This window comes from Pseudomonas sp. FG98, from assembly GCF_057808595.1.
Genome location: NZ_JBMDIJ010000037.1, coordinates 20,212 through 37,467 on the forward strand (window position 1 = coordinate 20,212; position 17,256 = coordinate 37,467).

Sequence of the window (17,256 nt, forward strand, 5' to 3'; positions counted from 1 at the left end):
TCACTGCTCGGGGCCGGTGGTGCTGACTTCGATCAGCACCGGGCTGCTGCAGGCCAGCGCTTCTTCGAGCGCCCCTCGCAGTGCCTCGACACCCTGTGCCCTGATTGCCTTGACACCGTAACCCTGGGCCAGCGCGCAGAAGTCGATCCCGGGAACATCCAGCCCGGGGACGTTCTCGGCCTGGAGCACCCCGGCAAACCAGCGCAGTGCGCCGTAGGTGCCATTGTTCATGATCACGAAGATCGCCGGGATGTTGTACTGCGCGGCCGTCCACAGGGCACTGATGCTGTAGTTGGCGGAGCCGTCGCCAATGACGGCAATGACCTGGCGGCCGGGTTCGGCCAACTGGACTCCGACGGCTGCCGGCATGGCGAAACCAAGGCCGCCGGCGGCGCAGAAGTAGTAGCTGCCAGGATGGCGCATGTTCAGCCGCTGCCACATCAGCGCGGTGGTCGACGTCGACTCATTGAGGAATACGGCATCGTCCGGCGCCATTTCGTTCAGCAGGTCGAACACGCTTTCCGGTCGCAGCGCTCCGCTGGCCTGCTCCACGGTGTCCGGTCGGGGCAGGGCAACGGGTAGTGGTTGTTGCCGTTCGCCGACAGCGCAGGCCAGCGCGGCGGCCATGGCACCGATATCGGCAACGATCGCATCACCCATGGGCGCTCGCGCCGCTTCGAGCGGGTCGCAGGTTACCGAAACCAGGCGCGTGCCAGCCTTCAGGTACTGGCCTGGATCGTACTGGTGGTAGCGGAACACCGGAGCGCCCAGCACCAGGACCAGGTCATGGCCCTCCAGCAACTGGGAGATGGCGGCGATTCCAGCGGGCAGCAGGCCCCTGAAGCAGGCATGTCGAGTGGGGAAGGGGCAGCGTGGCGCCGAGGGCGCTATCCATACCGGTGCTTTCAGGCGTTCGGCCAGGGTCACGCAATCAGCGTTCGCCCGCGCCGCATCGACATCCGGCCCCAGCACGATCACCGGGTTGCTGGCATGGGTGAGGGCATCAGCCAACTCGCGCATTTCTACGTCGTTGACCCGTACCGCCGTGCTCACCTTGCGCTCGAACAGGTGGTGCGACTGCGGGTCCGCGTCCCGGTCCCAATCATCGTAGGGCACGGAAAGGTACACCGGACCTTGCGGCGCCATGCTCGCCATATGAATCGCCCGGCTCACCGCATGGGGCACCTCGGCGGCACTGGCCGGTTCGTAGCTCCACTTCACCAGGGGGCGGGGCAGGTTGGTCGCATCGACATTGGTCAGCAGCGCCTCGACACCGATCATCGCCCTGGTCTGCTGGCCGGCCGTGACGATCAGCGGCGAGTGGGAGTTCCAGGCATTGCTCAGTGCGCCCATCGCGTTGCCCGTACCTGCTGCCGAATGCAGGTTGATGAACGCCGGTTTGCGGCTGGCCTGGGCATAGCCATCGGCGATACCGACGACCACCGCTTCCTGCAGCGCGAGGATGTAGCGGAAGTCGTCCGGGAAGTTCTTCAGGAAAGGCAGTTCATTGGAGCCGGGGTTGCCGAAGACGGTGTCGATACCCTGGTGGCGCAGGAGTTCGTAGGTGGTGCTGTGGACCGAAGCCATGGCGAGTTATCTCTTACCAAATGATGAAACCCACGATAAGATTGGCCAATAAATAGATCAAATAGATATAAGTTAAAACTATTTATAGATAGTGTTTATTTTTGTGCTGTTTTGCCAACCACGAAGAGAGGTTCTTGACCATGAACTACCTGTCCCCGGTACAAATCGACGCACTGTTCGCCGCGCAAAAAGCCTTCTTCGCCAGCCGAGCGACCAGCGATCTCGACTACCGCAAGCGGGCATTGGAAAAGCTGCGTGATGCCGTGCTGGACAATCGCGATCTGCTGTATCCGGCATTGGCGGCGGACCTGGGCAAAGCCCGCGAGACCGTCGACCTTGCGGAAATCGGCGAAGTCCTTCACGAGATCGAGTTCGCCCTGGCGCATTTGGACGAATGGGCGGCTCCGCAGGCGGTTCCCACGCCGGAGCTGATCGCACCGTCCGAGTGCTACATCGTCCAGGAGCCCTATGGCGTCACCTATATCATCGGACCGTTCAATTACCCGGTGAACCTGACCCTGACGCCACTGATCGGTGCCATCGTCGGGGGCAATACCTGCATCATCAAGCCGTCAGAGACCACACCGGAAACCTCGGCCGTCGTCGAGAAAATCATTGCCGAAGCCTTTGCACCCGAATACGTAGCGGTGGTGCAGGGTGGGCGGGAAGAGAACACCCATCTACTCAGACTGCCTTTCGATTTCATTTTCTTCACCGGTAGCCCGAGCGTCGGCAAGGTGGTGATGAGGGCTGCGGCAGAGCACCTGACGCCGGTGGTACTGGAGTTGGGCGGCAAATGCCCGTTGCTGGTACTGCCTGATGCCGACCTGGAGCAGGCGGTGGATCAATTGATGTTCGGCAAGTTCATCAACAGTGGCCAGACCTGCATTGCGCCGGATTATCTCTATGTGCACAGCAGCGTCCGGCAGGCGCTGGTGTCGCGGCTGGTCGAGCGTGTACAGCGTGAGCTGCCGGAGGTGGACGCCACCGGCAAACTGGTGACCGCCCGCCAGGTTTCCCGACTGATCGGCTTGCTGGAGCAAAGTCGCGGCAAGGTTCTGGTCGGTGCCCAGGCGGACATCGAGAAACGCGCGTTCAGCGCGACGGTAGTGGATGGCGTCGACTGGGATGACGCGTTGATGGCGGAAGAACTGTTCGGGCCGATCCTGCCGGTGCTGGAATTCGAGAATGAGGATGTGGCTGTCGACCTGATCAACCGGTACCACCCGAAACCGTTGGCGGTCTATGTCTTCAGCAAGGATGTGCAAAGAGCCAAGGGAATTATCGACAGGATTCAGTCAGGTGATGCACAGGTCAACGGCGTGATGGTGCATGCGTTTTCGCCGTATTTGCCCTTTGGCGGGATTGGTGCTTCAGGGATGGGGGATTACCACGGGCATTTCAGCTACCTGACGTTTACCCATAAGAAGTCGGTCCGGATTGTTCCCTAGCGGCCTCGGACGCCTGGACGCGGTGCGGAATGCAACGGGGGCTGATGGACGCCCCCGACCGATCCAGGCAAGGTCTTCAGTCTTTAAAAATCGAAGGTAAGTCCGGCATAGAGGGCTCGACCGTCGCCCGGTGAATGCAGAGCGGCGTCAGCCCCGTCAGGGTCATACCAGACGTACTCGTAGTAACGGTTGGTCAGGTTTTTCAGTTGCAGATCCACGCTCATGGTTTCGCTGAGCTTGTAGGTTGCGCCCAGGTTAATCAGCACGTAGCCGCCATAGGTGCCCTGGGTGTTCTCGCGTTCAAGGTAGTAGTTGGTCTGGCCGTTCGCCCAGGCTGTGAGTTGCAGCGCCGGAGTGGCCTGGTAGCTGATACCGCTGTTCCACAGGTGGTGCGGTACGTGATCGATTTCCTTGCCCTTGCTGCCCGGTAGTGTGCTGCTGGGCTCGAGGATTTTCGAGTATTGCCAGGAATAGGACATCCACACCTCCGTGCGCTCGTCCGGGTGCAGGTTGAGCTGCAGGTCGTAGCCCCAGCGCCGGGTCTCGCCGACGTTGTCGGATTCTCCGCTCGGATCATTGAGGCGGCGGCTGACCTCACCGCTCGCATCCTGGCGCCAGTAGGCCACGCGGCCATCGATCCAGCTGGCCGGGGTGAACTTGACGCCGGTCTCCCAGCCTTCGTTGATCGAAGGGGCGAGGTCCTCGTTGCGTGGCGGTACTTTGTAGGACGCGGCCCCGGTGCCCACCTGGAAGGTGCGGCCCCAGTTCGCATAGACACTGGCGAACTTCCAGGGCGAATAGACGATGCTGAGCTTGGGCTGCTTGATCAGCCCGTAGTCGTTGATGTCGTAATCCTGCCCGGTCATCCGGTTGGTGAAGTCGCCACTGATCCTGTCGACGCGCCAGGCCGGGACGATCTTCAGCGACTCGACCGGCTCGATTTCGGCCTGCACATAGGCGCCGACCGTGTTGAAGGCGAAGTCCTGGTCGCGGGTCTGCGCCTGGCGTACCCGCTGCAGGGTGCGATAGCGCTCGCTGCGGTTTTCCTGCTTCTGCAGATCGCTGCCGCCTTCCAGGGCGAAGGCATGCAGCCAGTCGACCTGGGGTCGCCAGGTCAGGGAGGTGATGGCGCCGTACTGGTCCTCGTAGGTGTCGCGCTCCTGCTGCGCGCTGGTGCGCCAGTACTGCGTCCAGCGACGATCGTCGAAGGTGTTGAGGTAGGTCTTGGCCGACCACGACAAGGTGTCGGCAAGATCGGTATCGAAATGCAGGCTGACCTGGTTCATCCGCCGGGTGCCCTTGTCCGTGGCGTTGTAGTCATTGGTCATGCGCGGGTGGTGGCGGGCGTCGTCCTCGGTGAGATAGCCGGCCTCCTGGGCTTCGGACTCGTAGTGGCGGGCGATCAGGCCCAGGCGGAAGCTGCCATCGTCGGGTGTGTAGAACCACTTGCCGCCGAAGCTGTAGCGTTCGGTGTCGGCATGGTCGCGGTAACCATCGATCTGCTGGCGGGCGAGGAAGTAGTTCTGCGTCCAGTTGCTGGTCTCGATGCCTTTGGCCAACTGCACTTCGCGGGCGTTGAAGCTGCCGTAGCGCAGGCGGACCTTGTTGTAGTCGCCGCCGGTGCGGGTGTTGATGTTGACGTTGCCGGCGATGTTGTTCAGGCCGTAGCGCGGGTCGCTGGTGCCGCGTACTACCTCGATGCTGTCGATGTCCATGGGGAACACCGAGTCGATGAAGGGCATGTTGCCGTCGTTGGTGTTGCTGGGGATGCCGTCGATCAGCAGTTTCACGGCATTGACTTCACCTTCGCCGTTGAAGCCGCGAAACGACAGCTTGCCGGAGGTGGTGCCCTGGTTGAACTCGGTGAGCATGACGCCCGGCGCACGGCGGAACAGCTCCCAGCTGTAGGCCACGGGCATCTTTTCGACGATGTCGCCGCCGAGGATGTCCACCGAGCTCAGGACACTGCTGGTGGCCAACGGGCCGGTGCTGCTACCACTGACGGTGACGGCGCCAAGCGTCAGGGTGGAGTTATCGCTGGACAGTGTTTCGGCTACGGCCTGGGACAACGGGCTCAGGCTGGAAACACAGGCAAGGGCAAACGCGGGCAATACAGCGCGTGCGGTACTACGGAACGCAGGCATGGACAAAGCTTCCTGGCAGAAAAGTCGGGCACGGTCATCACGCGCGTTGTGCACGGGACCGCCGGCGAACATCAGTGATTGCCGTGTCCGGCATCCTTGTCGACCTTGACCGTGCCCTGGAACAGCGCGAACTGCTTGACCCGTTCTGCTGGCTGGCTCGCTTCGGCGTTGCGCACGGCCTGGCTCAGTCAAGTGGCGTCGGCTTCGCCCAGTCCTGCGCTCCGCAGGGTGGCCGGGTTGAGCAAGGAGTCGCCAGTGCACAGCACCACGCGCCAGCCGTTTGGCCCCTTGCGCAAAAGGGCACGGCCACCGCGCTTGTCCTGCAACCAGCCGGCAACGGCGTGGTCACCTTCGACAGTAATCGGGCCGACATCCAGCGGGGCGTCGGGGCGCTCGAAACTGTGCTGCAGCAGTTGCTGGATGTTCTGTTGCTCGGTGGACGTGTCAGCGACAGCCAACAGCGGGCTGCATGCCAGTAGCAGAGCAAAAATCGGTGCTTTCATCAGTCTGTTCCTTTGCAAGGCTGCCGGCGGGAAGCCGGCAGCGTCCGGTTTCGGGCTCAGAAGCCCATCTTCACACCCAGTTGCGCCGAGGTACCGGGCATCGGGTAGTTGGTACGGTAGGCATAGTCACGGTCGAACAGGTTCTCGACGGCCACGAACACCTCACCGACCTTGCCTAGCGCTGGCACGGCGTAGCCGACCCGCATGTTGACCACGGTGAAGCTATCGACCCTGGAGAAATTGCTGGTACCGGCGTTGCGTTCTTCAGCCAGTACGTACATGTCCTTCTGGTACTGCGCATCGGCGGAGAGGCGCCATTGGCCGATCTCGTAGGTGGTGCCCAGTGACAGTGCCTTCTGGGGCGCGTAGGGCAGGGTCTTCAGAGACGGATCAAGCCAGGTGAAGCCGACGAAGCTGCTCCAGTTGCTGGTCCAGCGCTGCTGCCAGGTGGCTTCGGCGCCCTTTACGCTGTAGTCGCCCAGGTTGATGTACGACGGTCGCGACACTGCCGGAGGGAAGGCGAACAGGTAGCGGTCCTGCAGCTTGTCCTTGAACACCGCCAGGTCCAGGGTGGTGTTGTCGATCGGGTTGAAGCGCACACCCAGTTCCTGATGGTCGACCTTCTCCGGTTTCAGGTCTTTCCAGGTGTCGCCCAAGGCCGGTATGAGAGTCGACATCACTGCGGCTTCGAGGCCCGGATAGTTGATGCCGCGCGAGGCGTTGGCGCGGAACTCGACATTCTCCGATGACAGCAGCAGCCCGGCGTGAGGCGCGGCCGCGCTTTCGAAGACATTGTGAGCGTAGGTGCGCACGCCGGCCGAGGGCGTCAGTGTCCAGCGGTCATCGATGACAAAGGCATGGCTGAGGGCTACATGCGGCGAGGTCACGCGCAGGGTCGGTGCAGCGAACTTCGCCGGCACTGCCGGCGCGACGCGCTTGAAGTGCACCTCGCCCTTGCTCTCGTCGATGTCCAGGCCCAGGGCGACCTCACCGCCTTGCCAGGGGTGCAGTCGTTCTTCCCAGCGCAGGCCTTGCAGGGTGAAGTCGCTGATGGTGTCGCCGTCCAGCCCGGCCTGGTCAAGTGCCGCGCCCCGGCCTTCATTGTGGTAGACCTTGAGGCTGCCAGTGCCCCAGTCGTGGTCGTGGTTCAAGGACAACGAAGCCAAGGTTCCCCGCGTGTTGAACTCACCGTTCTTTGTGTCCGGCAGACCTTTCTGCCCGGGGTCTGACACCTGGTTGTTGGCGTGCAGCACCAGTAATCCCGTGCTCCAGTTGTCGCTCAGGCGATAGCCAAGTCGCGCCATGCCATTGTTCAGGCGACCGTCGCCATCGCTACGGTCACCCTCGGAGCGAGCTGCGCCCTGGGCCAGCAGGTAGTCGAAGTTGCCTTCTCGGCCGATGAGACTGGCTTGCTCGGTGGCGGTACGGAAACTGCCGCCAGTCAGTTGCAGCTCGCCCTGCTGGTTATCGCCCTGTTCGGCCACCTTGGGCGTCAGGTCGATGGCGGCAAAGGTGTTGCCGAATTTCTGCGGTTGCGGTCCCTTGTAGACACTGATGCTCTGCATCCCATTGATCGGCAGCAGGTCCAGCAGGGGATGGCCCCATACCCCCATGTAGAAGGGTACGCCGTCGATGTAGGTCTTGATCTCGCTGCCCGGACGGCTGGCCCCCATGCCTCGGATGTAGACCGCGCCACCCTCGGCACCGCCGAACGAACCCACCGGGTTGAAGCGTGAAACAACCACTCCTGGGGTTCTGCGCAACGCGGAAGACAGATCGAGGGCATTGAGGTCGCGGATCTGCTCCTGGCCCACCACGGTGGTCAGGCTGGCGAAGCTGTCGACGCTGTTCTGGTCGATGACCGAGGTTCCCACCACAGGTGTTGCGGCAAGCTCAAGGGTGCTGGTCTCGGCCAGCGTGACGCTACTGGACAGGGCAAGGACTGCAGCGCAGCCGATGGTTCTGTTGTTCATTCTCTGGGTATTTCCTGATGCGTTAAGTCAAGGCAAGCCAGCCTCGCGCACAGGCCGGCATCTCCATGTGCATGGAGCCGGTGCGCGGGATGGCGATGGGACTGAATCAGGTCAGGGCAGGGGAGGCACGGGGGTTGGCCTGCGGCCAGAAGCGACGGGGCCAGTTGTCGGGTGCGTCAGGCAGGAGTGTGTGAACGACGTGGCAGGCAATCGGCAGGTCGGGCAGCAGAGGCGTGAAGGCAAGGCCTGTATGACTGCACAACGGGCAATCCAGCGTGGTGCCAGTCGCCAGGCTGTCGCCAGACCACTGCTCGAAGCTGATGGGGCCGGCAGTTGCTCCGGAATGGCTGCAGAAGGCGCCACCCAGGCCATTGAGGGTCAGGCCGATCGCCTGGCCGTGCCCGAGGCCACAGTGCAGCACGGTGAACAGCAGACTGGCGTAGAGAATCCAGGCGAATGAGCGGCGATGTCCTGCGCTTTGATGCATATCCTTTGCTCGATGACCGCCTCGATGTGGGGCGAAGGCCGATTCTAGCAATGCTTATCGTTTGTGTCTGGTGCGCCATGCCGAGCTCGCACGGATGAGCTGCTTTGGCAGGCAGCGGGTCAGGGCGGCCGTTTTGCTGTCTGGCCGATGAGTGGGCAACCCGTGCTTTTTTACGCTTTCTTTATGCCCGGAACAAAAAGATGGGCCGATACTGGCGCAGCTTTTCCAAGCCCTCCGAATTCCTGCCTGCACTCAGCATTTACGCAATGCTGACGAGACGTTATCTGTGAGCCAGACCGCAACTGCTGAAAATCAATCCCACGCCGGCAAGAGTTCCGGCATCGGCCTGCTGGTCGCTGCTGTTGGCGTGGTCTACGGCGACATCGGCACCAGTCCGCTGTACACCCTCAAGGAAGTGTTCAACGGCCATTTTGGCGTGCAAGCCAACATAGAAGGGGTGCTGGGCATCCTTTCGCTGGTGTTCTGGTCTTTGATCTGGGTGGTGTCGGTCAAGTACGTGCTGTTCATCCTGCGCGCCAGCAACCAGGGCGAGGGCGGCATCATGGCCCTGACCGCGCTGGCCAGGCGAGCGGCGCGGCCATATCCGCTGCTGGGCAGGGTGCTGGTGCTGCTGGGGCTGTTCGGTGCTGCGCTGTTCTACGGCGATAGCATGATCACCCCGGCGATTTCCGTGCTGTCGGCGGTCGAAGGCCTGCAACTGGGTATCGATGGCATCGATCACTGGGTGGTGCCGATCTCGGTGGTGGTCCTGGTGGGGTTGTTCGTGATCCAGAAACACGGCACGGCGCGCATCGGCATCCTGTTCGGGCCGGTGATGGTGGTGTGGTTCGTGGTGCTGGGCGCGCTGGGCATCCATGGCATCGCCCAGCGGCCCGAAGTGCTGCAGGCGCTGAGTCCGGCCTGGGCCGTGCACTTCTTCGTCGCTCATCCCGGCGTGGGCGTCGCCATCCTGGGCGCGGTGGTGCTGGCATTGACCGGTGCCGAAGCGCTGTACGCCGATATGGGCCATTTCGGCCGCAAGCCGATTTCCCGTGCCTGGTTCATGCTGGTACTGCCGGGCCTGGTGCTCAATTACTTCGGCCAGGGCGCATTGATCCTCAACGACCCGACGGCGGTGCGCAGTCCGTTCTACCTGCTGGCTCCCGGCTGGGCGTTGCTGCCGATGGTCGCGCTGGCCACCCTTGCGACCATCATTGCCTCGCAGGCGGTGATTTCCGGTGCGTTCTCGCTGACCCGCCAGGCCATCCAGCTCGGCTATGTACCGCGCATGTTCATCCAGCACACGTCCAGCGAAGAGCAGGGACAGATCTATATCGGCACGGTCAACTGGGCGTTGATGGTGGGGGTGGTGCTGCTGGTGATCGGTTTCGAGTCGTCCAGTGCGCTGGCCGCCGCGTACGGTGTGGCGGTGACCGGGACCATGCTGATCACCACGCTGCTGGCCTCGGCGGTGGTGTTGCTGTTGTGGAAGGCGCCGCGCTGGTGGGCGATTCCACTGTTGTTGGGCTTCCTGCTCGTGGATAGCCTGTACTTTGCTGCCAATGCACCGAAGATCCTGCAGGGCGGGGCCTTCCCGGTGATCGCCGGCCTGGCGCTGTTCGTGCTGATGACCACCTGGAAGCGCGGGCGCAGCATTGTCGTCGAGCGGCTGGATGAGTCGGCACTGCCGCTGCCGTTGTTCATCAGCAGCGTCCAGTCACAGCCTCCGCATCGGGTGCAAGGCACGGCGGTGTTTCTTACCGCCCGTACCGATGCAGTACCCCATGCCTTGCTGCACAACCTGCTGCACAACCAGGTTTTGCATGAGCAGGTAGTGTTGTTGACGGTGGTGTCGGAGGATTCGCCGCGGGTCAGTGCAGGCAAGCGCTTCGAAGTCGAAGCATTCGGCGGCGGGTTCTTCAGGGTCAGCCTGCACTTCGGTTTCATGGAGGAGCCAGACGTACCGCTTGCCCTCAGCCAGAGCAGCACTGCGGAACTGGACTTCAGCCCCATGCGCACCACCTACTTCCTCAGCCGGGAAACCGTGGTGCCGACCAAGCGGATCGGTATGGCCAAATGGCGCGAGCACCTGTTCGCCTTCCTGCTGAAGAACGCCAACAGCAACCTCAAGTACTTCAAGCTGCCGCTCAATCGGGTGATCGAACTGGGGACCCAGGTCGAGATGTGACGCTGGCCTGCGGTGCGCACCACCCATGAAAACCTGCAACCAGGACATAGCTTCAGGGCGGTGCGGCATGAGCTGGTCAGTCAGCTTTCAGTTGGCGGATATTGGCAGCTTTTCTGATATTTATTGCGCCCCAGGACAGCCCGATGGTTGCTGCAATGACCGAGCCGGTGAGCACACCGAGCTTGGCGGCCCCCAGTGAGCCCGGGTCGACGAAGGCGAGATTGGCGATAAAGATCGACATGGTGAAACCGATACCCGCCAGCAGGCCGATCAATGTGATGCCGCCCCAGGTGACACCCTTCGGCAACGCACACCAGCCCAGGCGCACCACTAGCCAGCTGATACCGACAACACCCAGGGGCTTGCCCAGAACGAGTGCCAGGGTGACAGCGACCATCACCTGGTATGGCCCCTCGGACGACAGGTCCACCCCGGATAATCCGACCCCGGCATTGGCCAGGGCGAACACCGGCATGATCACGAAGGCTACCCAGGGATGCAGTGCACTTTGCACGCGCACTACCGGCGGTACCAGTTCCCGCTGGGCAAGCCGCAGGCGTTTGAGCGGGTCGATCAGGTCGCTGCTGTTTTGCTCTGGCGCTTTTACGCTGCCGAGCAGGTCGTTGGTGAAGCGTTTGATGGCTTCTATCGGGCGCTCGCCCATGGGCGTCGAGTGAACGGGGGTCATGAGTCCGAGCAGGACACCGGCCAGTGTCGGGTGGGCGCCGGTCATCAGCACACCGAGCCAGGTGATGGCTCCTGGAATCACGTACGCGTAGGCCGAGCCGATGCCGATCTTCTGCAATCCGACAACCAGCAGGATGCCGATGGCTGCCACAGCAAAGCCTGTGTAATCGAGGCCGCCGGAATAGAAGAGGGCGATGATCAGCACCGCGATGATGTCGTCGATGATCGCCAGCGCCAGCAAGAAAATACGCACGTTGGATGGAATCGATTTGCCAAGCAAGGCAAGCACGCCAACGGCGAAGGCGATGTCAGTGGCAGTGGGGACCGCCCAGCCGTTCTGATCTTGCGGTGCATTAACGAACGCGAGGTAGATCAGGGCGGGTACAGCCACACCTCCAACGGCCGCTGCCAGGGGCAGGGTGGCCTGGCGAAGACTGGCCAGCGCGCCTTCGTGGATTTCTCGACGAATCTCCATGCCAACCACCAGGAAGAAGATGGTCATCAGGCCGTCGTTGATCCAGAAATGCAGGGATTGGGAGAAGACCATCGACCCCAGGCCGAAGGTCAATGGGGTGTGCCAGAGCGCATCGTAGCTTTCGGCTATTGAAGAGTTTGCCCATGCGAGCGCAGCCAGGGCGGCGATCAACAGCACGACACCACTGACGGCTTCGATATGCAGGAAGCGCTCGAACGTGGCGAATGCACGTTGGGCGAGTTGCTGGGGACGGGGCAGTTCTACTTTTTGCATAGGCGCAAGTACTCCCGCAAGGCGGCCCGACCTGCGCTGTTCTTTAACCTGCGTTACTGCGTTTTGCAGCTAGCACCCGGGGGGAAGTCTATCACCCATGCCTGATCTTGAGGCGCTTGCTGTGTAGCTCGATTTCAACCTCGGTTTCAAGGCGCGTCACGGCACCGTGAAGAAGAAACGCGGTTGATCTCTAGGGAGAGTACAAATGTATCCCTTCAGGTTGGAGGCATGTTGGCTGCATCAGCCTGCGCGGCGAATAAGGCTGATGGCTAATGGCTGCTACGTCGATTAGGATTCTGCTTTCGTTTCAGACAGGGAGTCACTGCACATGGAGCTTTTAGCAATAGTCGCCGGCATCACAGCTTGTGTGTTTCTCGTACAGAGCATCAGGGCGAGGCGGGTGGTTGGCCAACTGAGGAGGGAGCTCGAGGCTAGGCAAAACGATCTCAGGTCCACCGAGGAGAAATCTGCGGCGCTGAACGCCAAACTGCTGCAAACCTTGAGTGAATTGGAGCGATTTAGAGAAGTGCTCGACGCCGAAGCAGAAGCCGCGAGAATCCTTGGCGAGACCCGAGCAGAGCGGAACCAGCTTCTCCAGCAGGCGCAGGCCAAATTAACTGAGGCCGAGAGTTGCTTAAAGCAAGCCATTGCAGCCGCAGAAGCCGAAAAAATCCAAATACTCAGTAAGGGCAGAGCAGAGCGCGATCAGCTACTGCAGCAGGCTCAGTCGAAAGTCAGCCAGGCCGAGAGCCGCTTGCAGCAGGCTGTGGCAGATGCAGACAAGATCATTGCCGATGCACAGACGCGGGCTCAGCAGGTCGCTGGCGATGCTTTGGCCGCTATGGGTAAGGCCAGACACTACGCCGATGCTGCACAAGCCATGAAGAACGTTGTTGAAGGTTATGGCGATGCTTACATCGTGCCGACCTACAACCTTCTGGATGACCTCGCCGAGGAGTTCGGTTTCACCGAAGCTGGCCAGAAGCTCAAGGCAGCCCGTGATCACATATGGTTAAAGCGGGAAGGGCTGCAGCTTGCGACTATGTCGAGGCTAATCGTCGCGATACGGCTGTACGCTTTATCGTAGATGCCTTTAACGGCAAGGTGGACTCCATCCTCACCCGTTCCAAAGCCGACAATCACGGGAAGCTGGAGCAGGAGATCCGCGATGCTGCCGCACTGGTTAATCTCAACGGTGCGTCATTCCGGAATGCGCGAATCACTGAAGAGTACGTGAACGCTCGTCTGGAGGAGCTGCGATGGGCAGTGACTGCAAAACTCCTCAAAGACCAAGAACGTGAAGAGCAACGCCAACTGCGTGAGCAAATCCGAGAGGAAGAGAAGGCTCGACGCGAGTTCGAGCGCGCGATCAAGGACGCTGCAAAGGAAGAGGCCGCCTTGCGCAAAGCGCTGGAGAAAGCCCAGGAACAGGTGGCCGCGGCCAGCGCCGCTGAGCGTGCAGACTTCGAGGCTCGACTGGCGCTGCTGCAGGAGCAACTCCAGGCGGCTGAGGACAAGAACCAGCGAGCGCTCTCTATGGCCCAGCAGACGCGTGCGGGCCATGTCTACATCATCTCCAACATCGGCTCGTTCGGTGAGCAGGTCTTTAAAATAGGCATGACTCGTCGCCTTGAGCCCCTGGATCGGGTTCGGGAACTCGGTGACGCAAGCGTTCCGTTCGAGTTCGATGTCCATGCCATGATCTTCAGCGACGACGCACCTGGGCTTGAGAAGCAGCTACATCGCCACTTTTTGCGGGAGCAGGTGAACAAGGTCAACCCGCGCAAGGAATTCTTCCGTATCGGTTTGCCTGCTATCCGAGCTGAGCTTGAGCAGCTCGGTGTTGAGACGCAGTGGACGATGAGCGCTAAGGCGATCGAATACAGAGAGACCCAACGCATCGAGCAACAGATCATCGAGAGCCCCGCGATTGCTGCGGAGTGGACGCGCCATCAGATAGAAGCTGAGGAAGCCATCGAGCACGCGGAGGAAGAGGCTTTGGCTTCGGCCTAAGCTACACCGAGCCGCAGGTATGCTTCGTCGAGATTGGCGCACTGGCCGGGGCGATGTTGGAGAGCGGATTGTGTTTGTCTTGTGACGCTGGAAGCTGGTGTGCTGACTGCAGGGCGGGCAGCGCATCAGCGTTATGTGAACGATCTGTGGTCTGGATGATTCATGATGTCAGCGTTTCCAAATTAACGGACACCACCTCGACCGCTGATGCACATAGACTTTTGTACGAAAAGATTTTCTTATGCTGGAAAATCAACTCGATTTTCCAGCATAAGAAAATTTCCAGCACATAAAAATTACACATCAAAAACAATAGCTTATCATGGATTTATTTTCAAAAATTTGATTTTTGTCCGGGGCGAGCTATACCTTCGATTTTCAGCTGTCATTGGGGACGATCATGAACCCAGACCCACGCCTACCCCCTGAGTCTTTGGCTGAACCGAGACAGCCCACCCCGACGAACAAAGGCTTTCGTATAAGCGGTCGCCCTTCAGGCTGTTCTCAGGACAGACACTGGAAAACTTACATGCAACAAGGCAGTACTTTCAAATGATCAAGGTAGGCAGCCTGGTTGTCCTGAAAGGCCAGGATTCAGGCGTTTATATAGTCGAGGGGGTTGTTGATCGAAGCGATCGAGTGGAGATTCGTTCATTTGAATCAAATGCAACGGTGTATGCTGACATCAATAACCTAATCGAGATCAGTCGCAGTGACCTGCTTAAATTGCAAGAGCTGGTGAACGAGCGAGCTATAGAGGCCGATGACGACCGCTCGGATGACCCCATTACTGCGGCGCAGTGGGCTCTCGCGCAAGTCCGATTCAATGCATACAAAAAATTTGCTACTGGAGAACTTAAGACGAAGGAAGATGTATGCGCCGAACTGAAAATTGGACGAAGCTCTTTCTATACATTTCTTGAACAGTATGATGAAGATCTCGGCGTCGAATGCATGCTTGTTAATCCCAAAGGTCGAAAAAAAGGCAGCACTCTTCTGTCTGAAGAGCAGGAAGATGCGATTCTGTTTTGCTACAACAAGTATGCGTTAGAAGGATGGACTTTGAGCTACCTGTACACCAAGTTACAGGCAGAGTCCCACAGCCGCAAGATCACCTGCCCCTCGATGTCGGCCATGCGCAAACGGATAATGCGCATAGATCCAAAGGACAGGACTGCCCGTCGCGAAGGAAAATACACCGCTGATGACATGTTTGTTCGGCGTAAGAATCGCCGAATAACGCGCGCCCTCCAGGAGGTGCAACTTGATCACACCTTGGCGGATATCTTCTTACGCTCGGAAAAAGATGGGAAGCCTATTGGGCGTCCATACTTTTCACTTGCTGTCTGTACCTGCACTGGGGTAGTCCTAGGTTTTCATCTCTCATTCGACCCCCCAAGCTCTAGGACGGTTTCGAATCTCTTGCTGCATGCATTAATGCCAAAAACCGAATTTATGCAAGAGCTTGGGCTTGGAGGACTGGTGTATCCGTATTATGGAAAGCCAGAAGTGATTTTTACCGACAACGCTAAGGAGTTCCGCGCCAAATCATTTCGTCGCGCATGCGCCAAATGGGATATCGATGTAAAGTACCGCACTTCCAAGCAGGCGGGCGGTAAAGTCGAGCGGACATTCGGGACTCTTAACACTAAGTTCATCCACCTGCAACGCGGGACGACTTGCTCGCATCCTAAACGCACACGTGACTTCGACCCAGCTAAAGATTCGGTAATGACATATAGAGAATTTCTTATCGAATTGACCAAAGCTATCTGTCAGCACAACGAAACGACAAACTACAAAGGTAAGTCACCGGCGCGGAATTGGAACGAATACTACACCGATGAGAACGGGCGGCCTCTGTTGCCAGAAATGATCATGAATGCGAAGCGTTTTGCACTTGAAATTCTACCTGAGCGTACGGTCACTTGCACTAATTGCTACGCAGAGTATCGGGGCATTCAGTACGATATTGGCGAAGCCCAAGATCACACTCGCCGTAAACTTCTTGTTAAACCGGATGCACTGAATATCCGCACGCTCAACGCCTATTTGTCTGCCAAAGACGAATGGATAGAACTGGTAGCCATTGATGAAGACATACTGCCACGCACCATGACGGAATACTTGCTTCAGCAGAAGCTTCTTGAGCAACCTGGCCATCTCAGTCCGGAAGGCATCAAGGCCACGCAATTGCTCAACGAAGGTCATGGGGTCAACGAAACGAAGTACCGGCGCGCTCAAGAAGCGGGGTGCATCGACACGCAGTACCACTCCCGTAGTGAGCGCCCTCCGAGGGCCCAGAAGACTTATCAAAGACGCGATTTCACCAAGCGTGCACCGGCGATGCAAGGGGAGAGCTAGATGAATCATCTGAGCGACGCTGCTCGTAAGTTCATGGATAAATCTGACGAGGAACGTGTCCAGGCATGCCATAGAAAAATTTTCATGAACAGACCTGAAATAATCAAGACCTATGGCATGGTCTCAGATTTGATTGCGGCTGAGCGCTCAGACAGTAACATTGGACTCGCCATCGTGGGCCCGCCAGGTGCTGGTAAGACGACGATTGGTAAGAGGATCCGAGATGTTTTTGTGGATTCTCCTTATGGCAAAATTTTGTATATAGACCTATCAAAATATGCAGAAGATATGGATCTACGTGCCATTCTGCATCGTGAGTTAGGTGTGGTCAAAACGCCGCGTAACCCCTACGCCACCTACGATAATGTCAAAGAAGCGTGTCGCTTGATCCGTGAGAAAGGAATCGTAGCGGTGATCTTCGATGAGTCGCACGACATTGGGCGTGCTGTAAGCGCCAGGCGAGCTGAAGCCAATCTAACGGCGCTCAGGTCATTCTCCAATGGTGACTATGGACTTACCGTGATTTTAATTGGCATCCAAAAGTTATTCAAGGTGCTGGGCCCGGATCCACAGCTGTCTAGTCGGTTCGCGATCCGAAGAGTCACTATTGAGGATTGGATTCCAGACAGTGAAGTATTGGGAACTTTTCTTACGGGATTCGTGAGCCATTTGCCCTTAAAGAAAGAGTCTATCGTAGACAGCGTGCATTTCATGGCTGCAGTAGTCAGATTGCGGAAAAACACCCGGGCAATTACTGATTTGCTACGAGCATGTGCCATCGAGGCCATACGCAACGGACAAGAGTGCATCACGCTAGAGCTTTTCGAGTCATTGCATTACGACTTCCTCGGCCGATTAACCGAGGAAGATACCGTCCTAGAGCCTGAGACCGGGGGTGGGCCTGCCGAAAGCACCCAGATCGCCCTTAAGTCACGCCGGCGTAAACCAGCGAAGCCCAAGCGCACATCGGCATCCAAGTCATCGAAAAGCAATGAGCGCGTTCCGGCAAACACTGTAGGCTCTGCTGAGACCGACCGGCCGAAACTCAGTGACCAAGAGGAGTCTCTCTAAGATGCTTTTGGAACGTTTTCCGCCAAACCTGCGGGTAGGA

12 protein-coding genes are annotated in these 17,256 nt (G+C 59.1%); 6 read left to right on the forward strand and 6 right to left on the reverse strand.

Annotated elements, in window-relative coordinates; genetic code table 11:
• A complete protein-coding gene (gene mdlC / locus ACODSK_RS20040) occupies window positions 1–1,587 on the reverse strand; it encodes a benzoylformate decarboxylase (protein ID WP_489018534.1) in 1,587 nt (528 codons plus the stop codon).
• A gap of 134 nt (window positions 1,588–1,721) precedes the next feature.
• Between mdlC and mdlD the strand changes: the two genes are divergently transcribed.
• Window positions 1,722–3,038 (forward strand): NAD(P)-dependent benzaldehyde dehydrogenase MdlD, encoded by a 1,317-nt coding sequence (gene mdlD, locus ACODSK_RS20045; RefSeq protein ID WP_489018536.1) that lies wholly within the window; start codon window positions 1,722–1,724, stop codon window positions 3,036–3,038.
• A gap of 83 nt (window positions 3,039–3,121) precedes the next feature.
• On the opposite strand, the gene ACODSK_RS20050 is transcribed toward mdlD, so the two are convergent.
• The 4 genes from ACODSK_RS20050 to ACODSK_RS20065 form a co-directional block, all read right to left on the reverse strand.
• Window positions 3,122–5,182 (reverse strand): TonB-dependent receptor, encoded by a 2,061-nt coding sequence (locus tag ACODSK_RS20050; RefSeq protein WP_489018538.1) that lies wholly within the window; start codon window positions 5,180–5,182, stop codon window positions 3,122–3,124.
• A gap of 188 nt (window positions 5,183–5,370) precedes the next feature.
• Entirely contained in the window at window positions 5,371–5,685 is a 315-nt protein-coding gene (locus tag ACODSK_RS20055; protein WP_489018539.1) for a copper uptake system-associated protein, read from the reverse strand.
• A 56-nt stretch (window positions 5,686–5,741) separates the two neighbouring features.
• Entirely contained in the window at window positions 5,742–7,658 is a 1,917-nt protein-coding gene (locus ACODSK_RS20060) for a TonB-dependent receptor (RefSeq protein WP_489018540.1), read from the reverse strand.
• 106 nt (window positions 7,659–7,764) lie between these two features.
• Window positions 7,765–8,145 (reverse strand): DUF2946 family protein, encoded by a 381-nt coding sequence (locus ACODSK_RS20065; RefSeq protein ID WP_489018542.1) that lies wholly within the window; start codon window positions 8,143–8,145, stop codon window positions 7,765–7,767.
• 286 nt (window positions 8,146–8,431) lie between these two features.
• On the opposite strand from ACODSK_RS20065, the gene ACODSK_RS20070 reads away from it, so the two are divergent.
• Window positions 8,432–10,333, forward strand: coding sequence for a potassium transporter Kup (locus ACODSK_RS20070; protein ID WP_489018543.1), 1,902 nt, complete (start codon window positions 8,432–8,434; stop codon window positions 10,331–10,333).
• A 76-nt stretch (window positions 10,334–10,409) separates the two neighbouring features.
• Here ACODSK_RS20070 and nhaA read toward each other — a convergent pair whose 3' ends face one another.
• Window positions 10,410–11,768 carry a Na+/H+ antiporter NhaA gene (nhaA, locus tag ACODSK_RS20075; protein WP_489018544.1) on the reverse strand — a complete coding sequence of 453 codons (1,359 nt, stop codon included), beginning with the start codon at window positions 11,766–11,768 and terminating at the stop codon, window positions 10,410–10,412.
• Between the two features lie 328 nt (window positions 11,769–12,096).
• Between nhaA and ACODSK_RS20080 the strand changes: the two genes are divergently transcribed.
• The 4 genes from ACODSK_RS20080 (at window position 12,097) to ACODSK_RS20095 (ending at window position 17,216) form a co-directional block, all read left to right on the forward strand.
• The gene (locus ACODSK_RS20080) at window positions 12,097–12,855 is read left to right on the forward strand and encodes a hypothetical protein (RefSeq protein WP_489018545.1); all 759 of its coding nucleotides are present in this window, start codon (window positions 12,097–12,099) and stop codon (window positions 12,853–12,855) included.
• Entirely contained in the window at window positions 12,777–13,781 is a 1,005-nt protein-coding gene (locus tag ACODSK_RS20085) for an SNIPE associated domain-containing protein (protein ID WP_489018547.1), read from the forward strand. The genes ACODSK_RS20080 and ACODSK_RS20085 overlap by 79 nt, the downstream gene beginning before the upstream one ends.
• 552 nt (window positions 13,782–14,333) lie before the next feature.
• Complete coding sequence (locus ACODSK_RS20090; RefSeq protein ID WP_489018548.1) at window positions 14,334–16,145, forward strand: hypothetical protein; 1,812 nt, start codon at window positions 14,334–14,336, stop codon at window positions 16,143–16,145.
• A complete protein-coding gene (locus ACODSK_RS20095) occupies window positions 16,146–17,216 on the forward strand; it encodes a TniB family NTP-binding protein (RefSeq protein WP_489018550.1) in 1,071 nt (356 codons plus the stop codon).
• Window positions 17,217–17,256 lie beyond the last annotated feature (40 nt).